This is a genomic window from Wolbachia endosymbiont of Cylisticus convexus, from assembly GCF_003344345.1.
In genome coordinates, this window is sequence record NZ_QPIP01000042.1 from 1 (window position 1) to 15912 (window position 15912).

The following is a 15912-nucleotide window of genomic DNA, read 5'->3' on the forward strand; positions in this document are numbered from 1 at the left end:
ATTGCCGCCAAAAAGCAGAGTATTGTCGATGTTCTTTGTAAGGACTCTCAAGGTTCCAGATACATCATAGAGATGCAGTTCACTAAGACCAAAGGCTTCGAAAAGCGTGCTCAGTATTATGCTGCTAAAGCCTACTCAAGTCAAGCTGATCAAGGTGATGAGTATCATAATCTCAAGGAAATTATCTTTATTGCTGTTGCTGATTGCATTATTTTTCCAGATAAGGCTGAGTACAAATCAAATCATGTCATCTTGGATAAAAATAGCTTTGAACATGACTTGAAGGATTTTTACTTCGTATTTATAGAGCTACCAAAATTTACAAAAACCAAAGAAGACCAACTAGAAAATATAGTAGAAAAATGGTGTTATTTTTTTCGTATATGCAGGAGAAACAAGGGAAGAGGATCTAGATAAGATAGTTGGTAGTGACGTAATAATAAAACGAGCTTATGAAGAGATGAATAAGTTTAATTGGTCAGAAGAAGAGTTACTAGCATATGAGCAAAGGAAAAAGCGTATAATGGATGAGATTGCTGCTTTTGCTGAAAAATTTGATGAGGGGCTTAGAGTTGGAGAAGAAAGAGGCATCCAAATCGGCCATGAAAAAGGTAAAATTGAAGGTAAAATTGAAGTTGCAAAAAACTTACTTAAAGCAGGTTCATCTGTTGACTTAATAGCTGAGTCTACCGGTCTTTCTAAAGCTGAAATTGAACAACTCAAGGAAAAAGCCTAAGTGCTGCAACTCCATTAAAGCTCTTTTTAACTTATTGTATTTCTTTATCCACTAGTCTAGAGGCTATATATAACTCTTCCGCTATTTTCGCTATGGCCTATTTGATTTTCTCACCAATTCTACGCATCAGTTAAGTGCAAAATAGATGATATTTAAATATAAAAAATGTTTTTCATAAAATTTTTCTTGTCCTTGATAATTTTGGTGTTGCTATTTGATTCTAACTTTTGCATAATGCAGTAAATATTTTTATATAGGGGGTACAATGCCAAGATGGACAGATCGCCATGCTACAATACTTAAGAAATTACAGAATATCATTAAACATCCAGATTCTAATATTGCTGCTGGAAGGCGTTTAGCTATCGAAAAATGGGTAAAAACCTATACTGGAGAGGTAGAATATCTTAAAGATGATGAGCTACAGTTCTTATACAACGTATTTCGTGATGAGAATTGTTGGTCAGGTACAAGGTTAAACACTGCTACTCTAGGAAGAATGTTAACTGAAGAAGAAATAGATGAAGTAAAGAATCCACTTTGCAAATACAATATGGCTTGTAGGTACTGTATGATAGATAAAATTCATCCACTGTTTCAGAAGCAACTTGAATCTTACAAAAGTGGCTTCTCTTCTGAAGAAGTAGATGATGATGGTAGGCCTGCAACTAACAACCACAAATATGTTAGAAGTGAATTGTTAAATGCTATGAATAGTGAAGATCCTGTACTTAGCTTTTGGATTGATAAAAAATCTGGAGAATTTAAAAAGCATGATAATGCAGTAGAGGGTTTTAATAAAGCTGTGGAATTCAAATGGAGTGAAGGAGTAGAATATTTCTATCGTCGTATAAATCAGGAAGGAAAGAAAAAGATTGATAACATGATGGTTAAAGCTGTTGCTAATTTATCTGCTATTCAAGCTAACCATAATGTTGCTACCGTTTTAGATTTTCTTCTGCATGAAATAATCACTGATCCAATAAAGCATAAATTACTACTTGAGTTATCAGATAAAGGCAAAGGAGTTATGTATCAGCCTCTTAGCACATTAGTACAGTGTGGTTTCGTTGATACAGTTCAATATATAGTAAAGCACTTGTCTCAGGAAAAAGTTTTAGTGTCTGAAGAGAAGAAAATACTTTCACATTTTGGTTATGCTTCTTTGCTTTCTTCGCTTTCGAATTTGATGTTAGAAAATTCAGATATAGATATCCGAATTAAGGCAAGAGAGGTTATTATAGATCTTTGGAGATGCAATCGTTTTATTGAACATAGACGAACTGTTTTTGATACTTCTAAAGATATGCGTACCTTAGGTCGTATGGAGCAGACACTTGCAATGTTGATTGTAGATTGGAAGCGTAATGATGATAATCAAAATATTACTAAAAAGGACACGATATTAGATATTTTAGGATTTGTAAAAGATCATTATTCAGCCAATAATTTTACAGAATTTAAAAAGCAGGTAGTTAGCAACTTAAGGATAGTTAGTAGGATTGGTATGGGAGATAATATTGATTATGGTAACTTGGCAGAAGAGCTATTTTCTCAAGTGAAGTCTGCACATTTGTCTCCTGAAGGTAGTGGTTTCAGCGATCCACAGACCGTGTTAGAAAGTGCTGGTGCTGGTGTTAGTGGTGTGTCTAGTCGTAGTTATAATTAGAAGTGTTTATGCGAAATAATGATGAAGATACTGAATTAATTCAAGATTTGTTAAATGGAGATTGTGATGAGCTAAATAGAGAAGTTGGACTTTTTTTAGACCAGTGTCCATCTTTTTTACACTCGGTTGGTAGGAATCGTTTTTTTCCTGCATTCTTCTTCGGCATGTTTGCTACTGCATTTGATTCTGGTATTATAGATTTTGACCCTGATATTGCAAATGGTGAAAGAATTTACTTTCGTTTTGATAATTATGATAATGGGAAAGGAAATCTAAAAATTGCTGTTCTAACCGTAGATGAAGATGGCACGAGAATAGTAAGATGCTACACTATTGCTGATAATGAGAACAGTCCTGGATCAAGATTCAGTGAAGAAGAAAGGCTATGGATAGAAGAGAATCAGCTACAGAACTTACAGGAGGATCTGGCTTGGGAAGAGTATAAAATATTTCAGCGGGGAGAGGAGTGTGTATTTTTTCCTCAAGGAAGGGATTTTGATGGAAATCATGCATCTCCCATCGATAATTTTAGAGAAATTGCTCCAATCATACAGCAAGGTAATTTATTAGATCTGGTAAATGGATTAGCAAATGATAATGCAGGTGATGTAAGAAGGGATATTGAACAAGTTTTACGATATATTATCAGTATCTGCGATGAATATCGCCAAGAATTGAATTTTGATAATGAGTCTGACGATCATGGTTTTTTATCCGGATTTTTATTAAATTTTAGGTACCGTGCTATGGCTGATATCTACCTAGAATTACTCATAGGAAGAGGATATGCAGATATTAGTTTGCTTGTACGTGGTCAGGAAAAATTAAATAATTCAGTTCCCATTATAATTGAGCTCAAAGCAGGTCAAGAACACGCTGGACAAGCGTTGGAACAAGCTAGGGGTTATGTTAGAAATTGTCCCATTTCATCTGTATCCATTCATACCTCATCAAGAAATGCTGTTTGTGTAGGGCTAAACTTTAACCATAATGCTCAACGTCTGCAGTCTGGTATAGAAAACTTTTTAGGGCAAGAACCCTCCTTAATAAGAAGATTACTTAATCCTATTCAAGGGGAAGTTCAAGAAAATGTGGGAAGTTACCTACAATATCCGTTTTTTTGTCACAGGTTGGTACCTCATGCTAATTGGTTTTCCTATATTTCTAGGTTTACATTTGCAAGTATTGCATTTACAAGGGCAACTGTTCAGGTAGGCGCAAATTTTGCAAGAGTAACGAAATATCTATTCAATTACCATAATGATGATAGGATGCTGTATCCAGTAAGAGAAGGGAATTCACAAGTAAATATTCGGGAACGAGCTTTGACCATGGTTCTATTTGCACCAGCAATAAATATGTTAGTTCTGTTTGATATCCGTCATGTATTGCGTCACCGATTTCCACAAGTGGCTCTAAATCTATTGCGTCCAGGTTGGCAAAATGCTGTAGTACGTGAAGTGGTGTGTAATTTGGAAACAGTTAACAATGATCATACAATAAATGTTATTTTAACAATGTTTCAAACACCTGCTGATTACTTACAAAATAGGGGTGGCGTGAGTTTTCTAGGCACGTTTTCACGAGTAGGTGGTATCGGACAAGTACACAGAGCTGCAAGTGTAATGATGAATACTGGCTGGCAAAATTTAGGTAGGCATCAAAATTTATTTCAGGAAATTTCTAATGTGTTGTTCCCGTTGTTAGAGCAAAATGCTATACCCCCATTAGGACAATCATTGGTAACAAATGAACATGAATTTCAAGCCTTCTTACATGGGATATTTTATGCTCTTGGCAATCCTGCAAAAGTAATTATTGAGTTTCAGCTAGAGAGAGGAAGAAGGATAGATCTAGTGTTATCGAGATCTGTGGAAAGGGTTGATACTCATCCGATTGGAATAGAGTTAAAATTTGCTAACACTGGAGGACAAGTACAACAAAGAATGGCAGAGGCAAATCAGCAATTACAAGAATATGCACAGTGCAGGGGATGCGTACGTGTTACTGATGGAGATAGAATGGTTTTATCAGGTGTTGTACTCAATGATGGTGCTCAAGGACCAAATACTCTAATATCAGTTATAAATGTTCTTAGAGTAAAAGATGGTCTAATGCAGTCTCATAGATGATCTTTTTATGTATGGTTCCAGGGTGGCTTTGTTGCATAGCAGTAAAAGATTAGCAGTTGTTAACCGATTCTGTTATAGAGTAAATATCTATCAAATAAATACAACTTATGCCACGAAAAATGAGAGTCAGTAACTGCATTGAATATAATAAATTTCTAAAAGAAAGAGGAAATATTTTTCATTTTATCAATGAAGCTGTTGAAAATTGGTACGAAACTTCAAAAAAACTCGGGAACGTTTCCAAAAACTCTGGTGAAAATAACATTTATAGTGATAAAGTTGTCATTTCGGTACACATAATCGCTAACCTTTTTAGGATAGGTTTGAGATAGGGAGTTGGGTTCATAAAAGGGTACTTGCAGCAAATAGGAAAGAATTTACAAGTAATCAGCTATTCACAAGCCTCCCGTCGATTAAAAAAGCTTAATTTAAAGATATGTGATTATAGAACTGATAAGAGCAATATAGATAATATTGAAATTGCTATAGATGGCACTGTAATTGTATCCGTTCAGGCAATGGCATCAACCATCAGTAATTTGAAGCCATTAACAAGTAAGAGCCATGATAATGCTGTGCAACAAGTACGTTCAACTTTTTCTCCTTCAGCTACTTAATTTGATTACAAAGAGTGCTCAACAAACCGTACACACCAAGTTAAGGAAAAATGTGGTTTAAGATCGATATAGTAATTTAGACTTAAACTGACAAATATGCACTAGAAGAATTCAAAATCAATCTGTAGAGGAAAAATTACGTACAAAAATAAAGGCGTTAAATAAAGTTGCACGAACTTCTAAATGAAAGAATTTGATTAAAGTTAATTACACTAATAAAAAAGGATTTTAACTCTACTTTGACTATAAACTTGCCTTAAATTTTTTTCAATTACCAAATGAATTGGTATTAACTTAGCAACATATTTCACTAATAACCTAAACAGTATAACCATTTCCAGCGTTCAAAACCAAGGACCGTGAGAAGTATTTTTCTTGGGATGGAATGGTCTACCACGTGATACATTCGAACTTTTTAATATAGCAGTTTTGCTATACCTTAAAACTATCTATATTGGCTTACTTTTACTAAATTTATGTATGAACTAATTTGCTTAGCTTTGTTACAATAACTTTGCATTTTTATTTGCACAACGCCGCTTTTATTTAATTTATTCTCACAAATATATGTACTATTTTTATGTTTTTTGAAAAAGTAAATAATGAAAAATTTTGTGGCGCTAGCTTGTAGTATATTTCTGTTGTACTATAAAGAACTTACAACATGACAATTGACCTTCTATCAAAAGTTACTCTATATAACTGACATTATAATCGTTCTTTGTGTTTACAAAGAGTTGTTGCATTAGTTAAATGTTATGGTATAGTGTCTAGTGTTGGCTACAGGTGGAGTTATATAGTAAGGTCGGGAATACTTGAGAAAAAAGTAGTTTTACTTTTTAGTCAAAGCGATACGATTTAAAGTAAGATTTTAGCAAGAGTTTGTGAGGTAATAATGGGGGTTTATATTTCTTCCTATGCAGTTAGGGCTAAAGATTTAGAAAAAGCAATCGGTTCAAATGATAATCATTTATACGAGAATGTTTTAAAAGTAGTTGATGATTTATTTGATAGTACAGAACTTGATATAAAAAGTGCTTTGAAAGATTTAATACTTAACCAACCTCCCTATAGTCATTCGGCTGATCTTTATCACTATGCATTTGAGGCGCTATGTTCTTACTTTGGTCAAGAATTACCTTACTACTCTGAATTTAAATTTGGCTATGTAACTGATATTGTAGACGATATACTTGAATCAGATTTTGGATTAAGTATAAATATTGTGGAAACCATTATAAATACTTCACGTGATGAATTCTTTGGGTTGCCTATCGAAGGTTATGTAGTTGGCGGCCTTTTAGATAGAAATGACCTCCTTTCATTACAATCACAATTTAAAAAGATCCAGATTACTGATGATTTGCTTGAAACTCTTGAAGGTTTCGAAAATGAAGAAGAAAAGGATGGTGAGCCTAGTGACAAAGCAAGAAAAGCAATAGCATATCCTCTTATAAAAGAGATTAAAGAACATATTTCATATTGTGTCGAAGGTGATTTTGATTTAGTTTCTTTTTGCTGCTAATTACGTATCCGTTCAGCCAATGGCGTCAACTTAAGGGAAAATATCAGTGATTGTGTATAAAATTTCTCTCTAAATTTTTTATCATTAAATTATCCAAAGAGTGCAATAAACAGCACTTTTATTTCTGTTTTATTTCAACAAAGAAGTCTAAAATGTGTCCTTAAGTTGACGCCATTGACTGAACGGATACGGATTTTAAGTGATTAATTGGCCAATTTAGACTAAATTTTTGTATGAACTAATCTGCTTAGCTTTGTTACAATAATTTTGTGCTTTTATTTTTATAACGCCACTTTTATTTAAATTGTTCTCACGAATATATGTACTTTTTTGCGGTTTTGGAAAGAGTAAATAAATAAATTTTTTGTGGCACTACGAAATCAGTATTTTTTATAAATATTACTTGAAAAACGAAAAATATTTGCTGAAATAATAATATTTAGTAAGGTAAAAATGAATTTCAACAAGCATCTTCGAGGCTACAAATTATGTTTGAGTCATCAAAAAGTAGATATCAAGGAATTGATAAGCTTTTTGCAAAAGAATAGAAACATCACACAACTTTCTCTCGAGTGTTCTGGTATTGATGAAAGAGGAGCAAAAGCTTTAGCTAATTTTACAAACCTTACTGAACTTAATTTGGGTTATAACAAAATTGGTGATGAAGGAGTAAAAGCTTTAGCTAATCTTACAAAACTTATTAGACTTAATTTGAGTCATAACAAAATTGGTGATGAAGGAGTAAAAGCTTTAGCTAATCTTACAAGCCTTACTGAACTTAATTTGGCTTATAACAACATTGGTGATGAAGGAGCAAAAGCTTTAGTTAAGCTTACAAACCTTACTGAATTTGATTTTAGGAGGAACAGTATTGGTGATGAAGGAGCAAAAGCTTTAGCTAAGCTTACAAACCTTACTGAACTTGATTTTAGGGGGAACAGTATTGGTGAAGAAGGAGTAAAAGCTTTAGCTAATCTCACAAAACTTATTAGACTTGGTTTGGATAATAACAAAATTGGTGAAGAAGGAGTAAAAGCTTTAGCTGAATCTGAGGGATGCTGGGAACTCATAGATAAACTTGTTTGTATAGGTGAAAGGTGCTCTACAGATTATTGTAAACGTCTGAAAGCATCATGGTCTCAAGCAAGAACAAAATCTAACGGTAATGTTGGCAAGCTAGATGAAAATAGTGTAAAGAAGTTGTTTTTTGATCTTGCGCAACGAAATTATCGCAGAGAGGAAATAGAGCTTCTGCTGAATGATCCTGATAAATATCCTTTTCTAATTAATTCAAGAGATGAACAAGGACACACACTATCCCATTTCTATACTCACTCCCCTGAGATGCAAAAGTTTTTCTTTGAACGTGGCATAGTCCCTGAAGAAGAAAGGAATCAAAGAAGAGATGATAAACATATTGCACAAGATGATCAATCTGTCCATAGAAGTCCAATAATTAAAAGGACAAATTTTTTTGCTAAAAAACTGGTTGAATCCACGAAAGCCAATAAAGAAGAGTTAAAAAAAGCAGCGGTTTCTTACGTAGAAAGTATAGAGCTATTAAAACAATATCAGAATGATGAAATAAGGCTAGGACTTCTTAGTTTAACTGATAATGAAAAAAGAAGTGTAATGGAGGAAACATTACGTAAGACTGATCCTATACCAGGTGATGAAGAATTTATTAAGGCTGTTATTGATAAAGCCGAGCAAGCACTAGAGCAGAAGTACTTAAGAAAGAACTGCCACGGGGAATATGACCAGGGATACCCTACAGAGAGGATGCAGTATGATTACGCAAGGGATGACGCAAAAATTACTATACCTGAATCTATAGGTTATATAAAACTACTTATTGATAATTTTTCTGTTCCATTAAAAGAAAAAAAAGAATTGCTAGTTACTCTTATGGAGCAAAACCCAAGTTTGGTAATGAGCAAATTATCTAAGGTAAAAGAAAAACTTGGAAATAGCGTAATTCTCAATAAAGAACAGTTTAATAAAATAGAATTACATGGATTATTAAATGATATAGACGAAGATAGAAAAGTAGATGAGTTGTTTAAAGAAATCAGTGGTTTAGATATAGAAAAGGTCTGGAGAGAGCAAAAAGAGTTCGTTCTTCTAAAACAAATATATATAGCAGCAACAACTTATGGTAATAGAAGTGCTTGCGGTCAAGGCGTATGGAAACAAATTATTGGTAGTATAAACGAAATTAGCTCCGAAATCGTGGCACAATATGATCGCTATTTAGAAGAAGAACAAAAGCTAGAAGCACGAAAAGATGTTATTATAAAAGAAAATATTCAGGCATTTCTGGAAGGTTTAGCTAATAAGCTAATTCAACATGTGGAACTTCATCCAGAATTGAAAGAAGCTCTTGGAGGTTTTGCTGCAGCCGTTGCGGATATTAATAAGCCTGAAGAAATTACCTTTAAACAGCAAAAAATTCTAGCAGAGATAAATAAATATTTAAGCGAAAATATAAAAGATGTTTTACAGAATTACAATAGAAGTATACCAAGTAGAGGTGAATATGCTCTTGTTATCGAGGGATTGTCAGAGATAGAAGTAATGCAACGCTTTGCACAAGAGCTATTTAATCAGCAGAAGAATATCATAAGAGAAACGGAAACTCAAATTGATGAAAATAGTGATTTTGATGCAGAAGATAATAGTAACAGTTATGCAACTATTAGTGAGAGCGACACAGATGAAGAATTTTATGATGCTAATGAGTCAATTTTTCCAGAGAAAAGCAAAACACTGTTAGTTCCAGAAAGATTACACTCAGAAACTTCAGTTATAGCAACGGATCAAACAAATGGTATTCAAAATAATAATCGACAGCCAAGTAATGCTGCTCCACGAATTGAAAAGAAAATTATTGTAGCTGCTTCCACGCTAACAATAGCTGGAGTTGCTTTAGGTGTAGCTATTGCAGTTTACTTAGAAATGTTAGCAGTGGGAATAGCAGTTGGAGCTTGTTGTCTTGTTGCTGCTGCAATCATATGCTATTGTAATAGTCCTGCAAATTTACTTAAAGATAGCAATGCTGAAGTTGTAGTGAATCAAATAACAGTGGCAGAATTATAACTTAAGGTAAGGAGAAGCAGGAGGGTTGGCTTTATTACATGGCTACCTATGAAAGGCCAACTATGCAAGCAACTTACTGAAAATCTTATTTTTTTGTAATCAATTTATCCAATTTTAGTGGGAGTGTTGAATTTACTAACTTTTCATAAGTGAGATTAAAGAATTACAGAAGATTTAATAATTTATAGACTCTTCTAAAGAAATTATCTTTCTGTCAGCTTCTCTTATCGATGATAGTTCTAGTTCTTTATAGTCTACCAAACCGGTAGTTCTATTTGCTATTTTTTGACTCATGTCAAACCTCCATTTTTTATGTTAATTTATTACTTCTTTCTTGATTCTTTTATTAAAATATGTAATAGTTAAATTATATTGTCTTTTTAGTGGGAGGAGATTATGGGTGGTTTGAATGGTCGTAGTACTTATATTGGCATTGATGATTGGAGGTGTATATTTAATACGGTAGAAGGTGACAGTAGCTTAGATGAGCATAATGTAATCGATAAAATAAAGGAAAAATTAAAAGAAAAAAGTGAAGGTGAATATAAAGAGTGGAAGGGACGTAATTTTGATATAGATTATTCTCTCAGTGTCCAGGATGATGATACGGGAATTTTAGGTGCCGGGTTGTTGGCAGGGGCGGCTGCAAATAGGAGTTTAAGAATATTGCGAGCTCTATTAGATAGAGGAGCTACTTTCGCTAATCAACCTTCTCTCATACATTCAGGAAGAGAGGATCGTGAGCAGATAGTAAAATTTCTAGCAGTACATGAATTTGAGTTCAAATTATCTGAAACAGTATATCTGGGTTTTCTTTCAGAAGATGGTTGTTTTTTTTTAAAACAGTTGGAATATTGGAATAGATGTCTAGATGAAGTAAAAAGAATGAAGGAAGAAAAGATTTATAGTAATGTTACGTTTTACAATGTTTTGACAGGTGATAGTAATGAATTAGCATATAGTGCATGGAAGGGAGTTTTATTAAAAACATCAGAAGGTGACTATAAAAGTAAATTTCCTATATATAGTAATGATCTAAAGCATCAACTCAAAATAGGAAATCAGAGATTGGATGATTTGCAGATAGCTGAGAGAATTATAGGTAAGATATTTGCTAAACGTGTAGGGAAAGAAGGTCCGTTTAGTCGTAAGATCGCTGGATATTTAAGTAATGAAGATATAGAAAACTTAAGAAAAGCAACAATTCAAGTTCAAGAGCCAAACGATCCCTCTTCTACAATAAAGAATGAGTGTGGTGAAACTTCGAGATGCCTAGCTAAAGATGAAAATATAATACAGCCTTTAAAAGAGGCAGAAACTAAACAAATAATTAGCAAAGCAATAAAAACTGGTGTTACTTTGGGTATTATAACTGCACTGACAATAGGTATTGGGTGCAGTATTGCCGGCGTTGAGTTATCAATATTGGCTATAGCTGGCATAGCTGTAGCAGCTGCGTTAGTAATAGGAGTTATTGCTAGTGGTATCACATATTCAGTATTAAAGCCTAGTGATAAGCTAGATAAACCTGACTTAGAAGCAGCTAATCAACAAATAGATGGAAAAGTTTGCTAACAAAAGCCCAAGCAGAAGGGAGGGCCATCTTTTACCTTCTTTTGTATTTTTTGTTGGGAAAACCCTATTAAGTTAATAGCTTAAGATAATTTCTAAAAAAGTTATTCTGATGCTTATGATTTTTGGAGTATGATGAATTTTTCTTCTGCAGCATCACATGTCAGCTAAAAAGAGGTCATTGGAAGCATTTGGTGTTTCTGTTGGAGCATTTTAGGCTTTTTTGCTAGTTTTTCACATGTAGGTTGAGTATATTAAGATTCTTATTATCTTCATTGATATATTTACATAATTGAGTGTCAGTTTCTATCCACTACATTAGCTATAATAGTTTAGACTTGATTCCTCCATAGCAGCTTCTTTTGCAATGGTGGTACCTTTTAATTTTCTGGCACATCGATCTCCTGTTGCTTTTGTAAATTAAGATGCTAAGCCGAAAACCTCTTCATCTGCTCACTCCATAGCATTGGTATTTCTCTCAAATCAACTAACTTCAAACCTCTTGGTTGTTTTCCACTCACTATGTCTTCTTTAATCTTTGGTGCTAAATAATTCAGCCTTAAAATTTGCTGTATACGTCTTGTACCTATATTAATTTTGGCACTCAGCTCTTTTATATTTGCGTATTTTCCCTCTTCTAGTTGACGTTTCCACAGGTGGGCTCTTACCACTGCTTTCAGTAGTGCATTATTTGTTTTTCCTTCTGGCTCTACTACTGTGCATTTATTCCCTTTCTTCTTTATTGGAATAAATGTTTCCTCTGACTCAGAATATACCTCTATTCCATCTTCTTTTACCATTACTTTCTTTATTAACTTTTTCTACTACTTCTTTCTGTTCTCTGAAACTTAAATTTTTCCACTCTTCTCCCCATTTTTCATATAGCTGCTCTGTCTTTCTCATCACTTCTTTTTCTACTTCTCCTGCTATTACATTTCGATTTACTGATTCACAACCTTTTCCCCTTAAATGATCGTTGCATACGTAATATCGATATCTCTTATTCTCCTTTTTTGCATATGTCAGTGTCATATTTACACTACAGCTCTTGCACTTGATTATTCCCTTAAGCAGTGCTTCCTCATATTTTGCTTTTCTATATGGCTGATTCTTTATCAATTCCTGCGCTTTTTGCCATTTTTCCTCTTTTATTATTGCTTCATGCTTTCCCTCATACTCTTTTTCATAATGTTTAATTTTTCCCATATATATCGGATTTGTTATTATTCTCCTTACCGTCGCTTTTTTAAAGATATCAGACCTTGTTCGGTATCCTCCTCTGTTTAATTCCCTTGCCAACTCTGCCATTGACTTCAGCTCCACATATCTTTCAAATATATGCTTCACTGTTTTTGCTTCTTTCTCATTTATTATTAATTCTTTATCTTTTACATCATACCCTAGCGGCACAGTTCCACCCATCCATAAACCTTGCTCTTTTGATGTTGCTATTTTATTTTTTACTCTCTCTACTATCATCTCTCTTTCTAATTGTGCTGCTCCTGACAATACTGTTTGTACAAACTTTCCCATTGGCGTATTATTGTCAAATATCTGTGTTACTGCTACAAAATTTACTCTATGCCTTCTAAAAAATGACGTTACTTCGATGCTGTCTTTTGTTTCTCTCGAGAGCCTATCTAGCGTATATACTACTACACAATCTACTTCTCCTCCCTTTACATCTTCAAACAACTCCTTTATTGCTGGTCTTTCTAAATTTTTCCCTGAAAATCCGCCATCATCGTACCTTTTTGCCAATACTACCCAACCCTCTCTGCTCTTTATATACTTTTCACATGCTACTCGTTGCGCGTCCAAGCTGTTGAACTTCTGCTCTAGACCGTCTTCATTTGATTTTCTTGTATATATCGCACATCTTACTTCTTTTAGCATTTTCAACTTCCATTTTTATCACGCATCCCAAATAATAAAGGTCCGTTGTAACTCATTCCCATTATTTCCCCTGCTACTGCTGATAATGACGTATAAAACTCTTCTCTGTAGATTAAACCCTTATCTGTTACCATTACCGCATGCATCTCTTCTCCTCTCTCTAATATTAGCTCTGTTCCTGCTACTGGAAGTTTGTCACTACTTATTCTTTTTCCCTTCTCTAGTCGATCTGCCAGATACTCTAGTCTTTTTGCTCCTTTTCTTGACATTTCTCCATACGCTTTTTCCTGCATTCTATAAGCTAATCTTGGTATCAGATATTTCTTTGAGTATCTAGGCGCCTCTTCCCCAAATACCTTCTTCCACGTTTTTCTCAGCTCACCCAAAGGTTTTCTCTCTAAATTCATTACTTTCTTTTCTATTTCTTTCTCCATATTTTTAGCCCTTCATAAATAGCTTTTCAATTCTGTCTGTTTCTTTTTTCAATACTTCAGTTACTTCTTTACTGGTTTTTCGCATAATCCATCGCTGTCATTCCAAATTTATCCGCTTGCTCTATTTCTCCTCCAGCTTTCACTAGCTCCTCCACTATTTCTTTTTCACCTACCATGCACGCAAGGTGTAGAGGTATGCATTTATTTCCATATTCCTCAGCATTTACGTCTGCTCCTGATTTTATCAATTCCCTCACGATTTCTAGACGTTTCTCCGTTACCGCTAGGTGCAGTGCTGTGTATCCTTCTATATCTTTAGCATTCACATTCGCTCCTTTTTCGACTAATAACTCCACTGTTTTTACCTCTACTGCATAATGTAGAGCTGTTCTTCCATTCTCGTCTCTTTCATAAATATTTTTAAATGAGTTCTCTAACAATTCTTTTGCTGACTTATTAAATTTGCCAAACTTTAACATAATCCACCTCACCTTTTCTTTAAATTTTAAGCCTTCTTTCTCACCACCTCATCTATCATTTCGTTCACTTGGCCCATTATCTTGCTTGCTAAATTTTTACATTCTTCCTTTATTAGTGACTTATCTTTCTTCCTTATTTCTCCTATCTCTATTATTTTTAGCTCCGGTAAATAACTCCCATTCAACATGTCTGCTATTTCTCCCACTAGCCTCTCTATTCCATAGCATGTCAGTTCTCTACTTTTTGTTATTCCTCCTTGTTCTCTCAGAAATTTACTCGCCTCTTCACTCTCTTTGCTATCACATAGACGATACTTTTCACTTTCCCAGATGTAATACATTGGTGTTGCACCGTACTTATTCAGTTGATTAACTTCAGCTCCCGCTTTTACTAGCTCTTTTATTATTTCAACTCCTGCTCCTCCTATTTTGCACGCAGAGTGGAGTGGCGTACATCCAGTGACATATTGAGTGGCATTTACTTCTGCTCCCGACCTTAGCAGCACTTTTACATTTTCTAAACTCTTTGCGAATACTGCACAGTGTAGAGGTGTATAACCATTTTTATCTCTTGCATTTACCTCTGCTCCTTTTTTTATTAATAATCTCACTGTTTTGTAATCAGAGATTTCTACTGCTTGGTGCAAGATCGTCTCTCCTTCTTCATTTCTTTTATTAATATCGTTACTTGATACTTCTTTAAAAAACTTACTAAAAGATTCTTTGCTAAACTTCATACTTACCTCACAAAACTAGCTTTTCTAGCGTTAGATAAATTTCTTATATTTACCTGCTGCTATTCAAGTCATGTCCTTTTTAGCATGAGAAAGCAAGTCTTTTTCTTTTTATTTCATACATTTTTACCTATTATTAATATAATATATGAGGATCTAAATATAAGTATTTAACTTATTATACATATTGCTTGACTATTTTTCCAACTTCTGTGCAAATGTCGATGTTCGTGCCACTTCAGTACTCCTGGGTAAAATACCAAAATATGCTTTTCTAATTCATGTATTGAGTCTTTTTGCTCTAAATCGTTTTTATAGTAAACATTGTGTTCTGCTAAAACATAGTTTGTAATCTTTTGATCAGTATAATTTTCTACTTTGTAGTTGTGAGTAATACTGAATCTTTCCAAAATTGGCTTGTGTTTTAAATTCCAATATTGCCCTGAAAGTTTATCGCTTCCCAATACAAATTTATTTCCTCTTTCTTCTACGCTACTAACTGGAAAGCACGTATTTATGTCTCCTAAATCCCAACTGTCTGATAATACTATCTGCGCTTTTGCAAATTTAATCGATGGTAATAAACTCTGTGGTAATGGATATAGTGCTTTTAAGTTGTACCACAAATGATCTCTTTCATAGATGCCTTTATAATCCCTTGTGTGAGGCTCGGTTTCTCCAAGGATTGCTACATCTAGGCGATATATATCATTGCTTAAAGCTCGTTCATAATGATCGCGTAGATAGTTTTCTATAATCCTAATAACTGGACCACTAGACCTGAAAAAATTTACTCTTCCAAATGATAACACTGGTCCATCTTTTTCTATTTTTACCCCTGAATAATCAGAAAGAAGATCTCCAAATAAACTCTCATCCAATATAAATCTCTGCGCATTATAATAATCGTTAAAAATCCTCATCAATCTGGATCTTACAGGCAGTGATAGTTTTGCCAGCTCTACTACTGCATCTACGAAGAAGTCATTTGGTACCTCTTTTATCCCTACTTGCAACTC

The 15912-nt window shown here is 34.0% G+C and carries 8 protein-coding genes and 4 pseudogenes; 7 read left to right on the forward strand and 5 right to left on the reverse strand.

Features of this window, described 5'->3' with window-relative positions; all coding sequences use genetic code 11:
• From Wcon_RS05420 to Wcon_RS05455, 7 genes and pseudogenes are all read left to right on the forward strand, one after another.
• Positions 1 to 736, forward strand: a pseudogene (locus tag Wcon_RS05420) (Rpn family recombination-promoting nuclease/putative transposase); the annotation flags it as partial.
• Between the two features lie 265 nt (positions 737 to 1001).
• Positions 1002 to 2405 (forward strand): hypothetical protein, encoded by a 1404-nt coding sequence (locus tag Wcon_RS05425; protein WP_114517505.1) that lies wholly within the window; start codon positions 1002 to 1004, stop codon positions 2403 to 2405.
• An 8-nt stretch (positions 2406 to 2413) separates the two neighbouring features.
• Positions 2414 to 4537: a hypothetical protein gene (locus Wcon_RS05430; protein WP_114517506.1), complete on the forward strand. Its 2124-nt coding sequence runs from the start codon at positions 2414 to 2416 to the stop codon at positions 4535 to 4537.
• 107 nt (positions 4538 to 4644) lie between these two features.
• Positions 4645 to 5040 (forward strand): annotated as a pseudogene (locus tag Wcon_RS13355) (transposase); the annotation flags it as partial.
• Between the two features lie 1009 nt (positions 5041 to 6049).
• Positions 6050 to 6679 (forward strand): DUF7691 family protein, encoded by a 630-nt coding sequence (locus tag Wcon_RS05445; protein WP_114517508.1) that lies wholly within the window; start codon positions 6050 to 6052, stop codon positions 6677 to 6679.
• A 453-nt stretch (positions 6680 to 7132) separates the two neighbouring features.
• A complete protein-coding gene (locus Wcon_RS11540; protein WP_114517509.1) occupies positions 7133 to 9778 on the forward strand; it encodes a TomO hydrophobic C-terminal domain-containing protein in 2646 nt (881 codons plus the stop codon).
• Positions 9779 to 10174: 396 nt separating this feature from the next.
• Positions 10175 to 11353, forward strand: a complete 1179-nt coding sequence (locus Wcon_RS05455) for a hypothetical protein (protein ID WP_114517510.1) — start codon at positions 10175 to 10177, stop codon at positions 11351 to 11353.
• A gap of 425 nt (positions 11354 to 11778) precedes the next feature.
• On the opposite strand, the pseudogene Wcon_RS05460 reads toward Wcon_RS05455, so the two are convergent.
• From Wcon_RS05460 to Wcon_RS05480, 5 genes and pseudogenes are all read right to left on the reverse strand, one after another.
• A pseudogene (locus tag Wcon_RS05460) lies at positions 11779 to 13246 on the reverse strand (recombinase family protein).
• A 2-nt stretch (positions 13247 to 13248) separates the two neighbouring features.
• The gene (locus Wcon_RS05465; RefSeq protein WP_114517511.1) at positions 13249 to 13680 is read right to left on the reverse strand and encodes a DUF2924 domain-containing protein; all 432 of its coding nucleotides are present in this window, start codon (positions 13678 to 13680) and stop codon (positions 13249 to 13251) included.
• Positions 13681 to 13684: 4 nt separating this feature from the next.
• Positions 13685 to 14159 (reverse strand): annotated as a pseudogene (locus tag Wcon_RS05470) (ankyrin repeat domain-containing protein).
• A 26-nt stretch (positions 14160 to 14185) separates the two neighbouring features.
• The gene (locus tag Wcon_RS05475; protein WP_114517512.1) at positions 14186 to 14896 is read right to left on the reverse strand and encodes an ankyrin repeat domain-containing protein; all 711 of its coding nucleotides are present in this window, start codon (positions 14894 to 14896) and stop codon (positions 14186 to 14188) included.
• 167 nt (positions 14897 to 15063) lie between these two features.
• The coding region (locus Wcon_RS05480) for a phage tail protein (protein ID WP_114517513.1) at positions 15064 to 15912 on the reverse strand (849 nt) is incomplete at its 5' end.

Coding starts and splice junctions, on each gene's coding strand:
- Wcon_RS05465 (WP_114517511.1), bottom strand. CDS start 13,680: ATGGAGAAAGAAATAGAAAAGAAAGTAATGAATTTAGAGAGAAAACCT.
- Wcon_RS05445 (WP_114517508.1), top strand. CDS start 6,050: ATGGGGGTTTATATTTCTTCCTATGCAGTTAGGGCTAAAGATTTAGAA.
- Wcon_RS11540 (WP_114517509.1), top strand. CDS start 7,133: ATGAATTTCAACAAGCATCTTCGAGGCTACAAATTATGTTTGAGTCAT.
- Wcon_RS05425 (WP_114517505.1), top strand. CDS start 1,002: ATGCCAAGATGGACAGATCGCCATGCTACAATACTTAAGAAATTACAG.
- Wcon_RS05455 (WP_114517510.1), top strand. CDS start 10,175: ATGGGTGGTTTGAATGGTCGTAGTACTTATATTGGCATTGATGATTGG.
- Wcon_RS05430 (WP_114517506.1), top strand. CDS start 2,414: ATGCGAAATAATGATGAAGATACTGAATTAATTCAAGATTTGTTAAAT.
- Wcon_RS05475 (WP_114517512.1), bottom strand. CDS start 14,896: ATGAAGTTTAGCAAAGAATCTTTTAGTAAGTTTTTTAAAGAAGTATCA.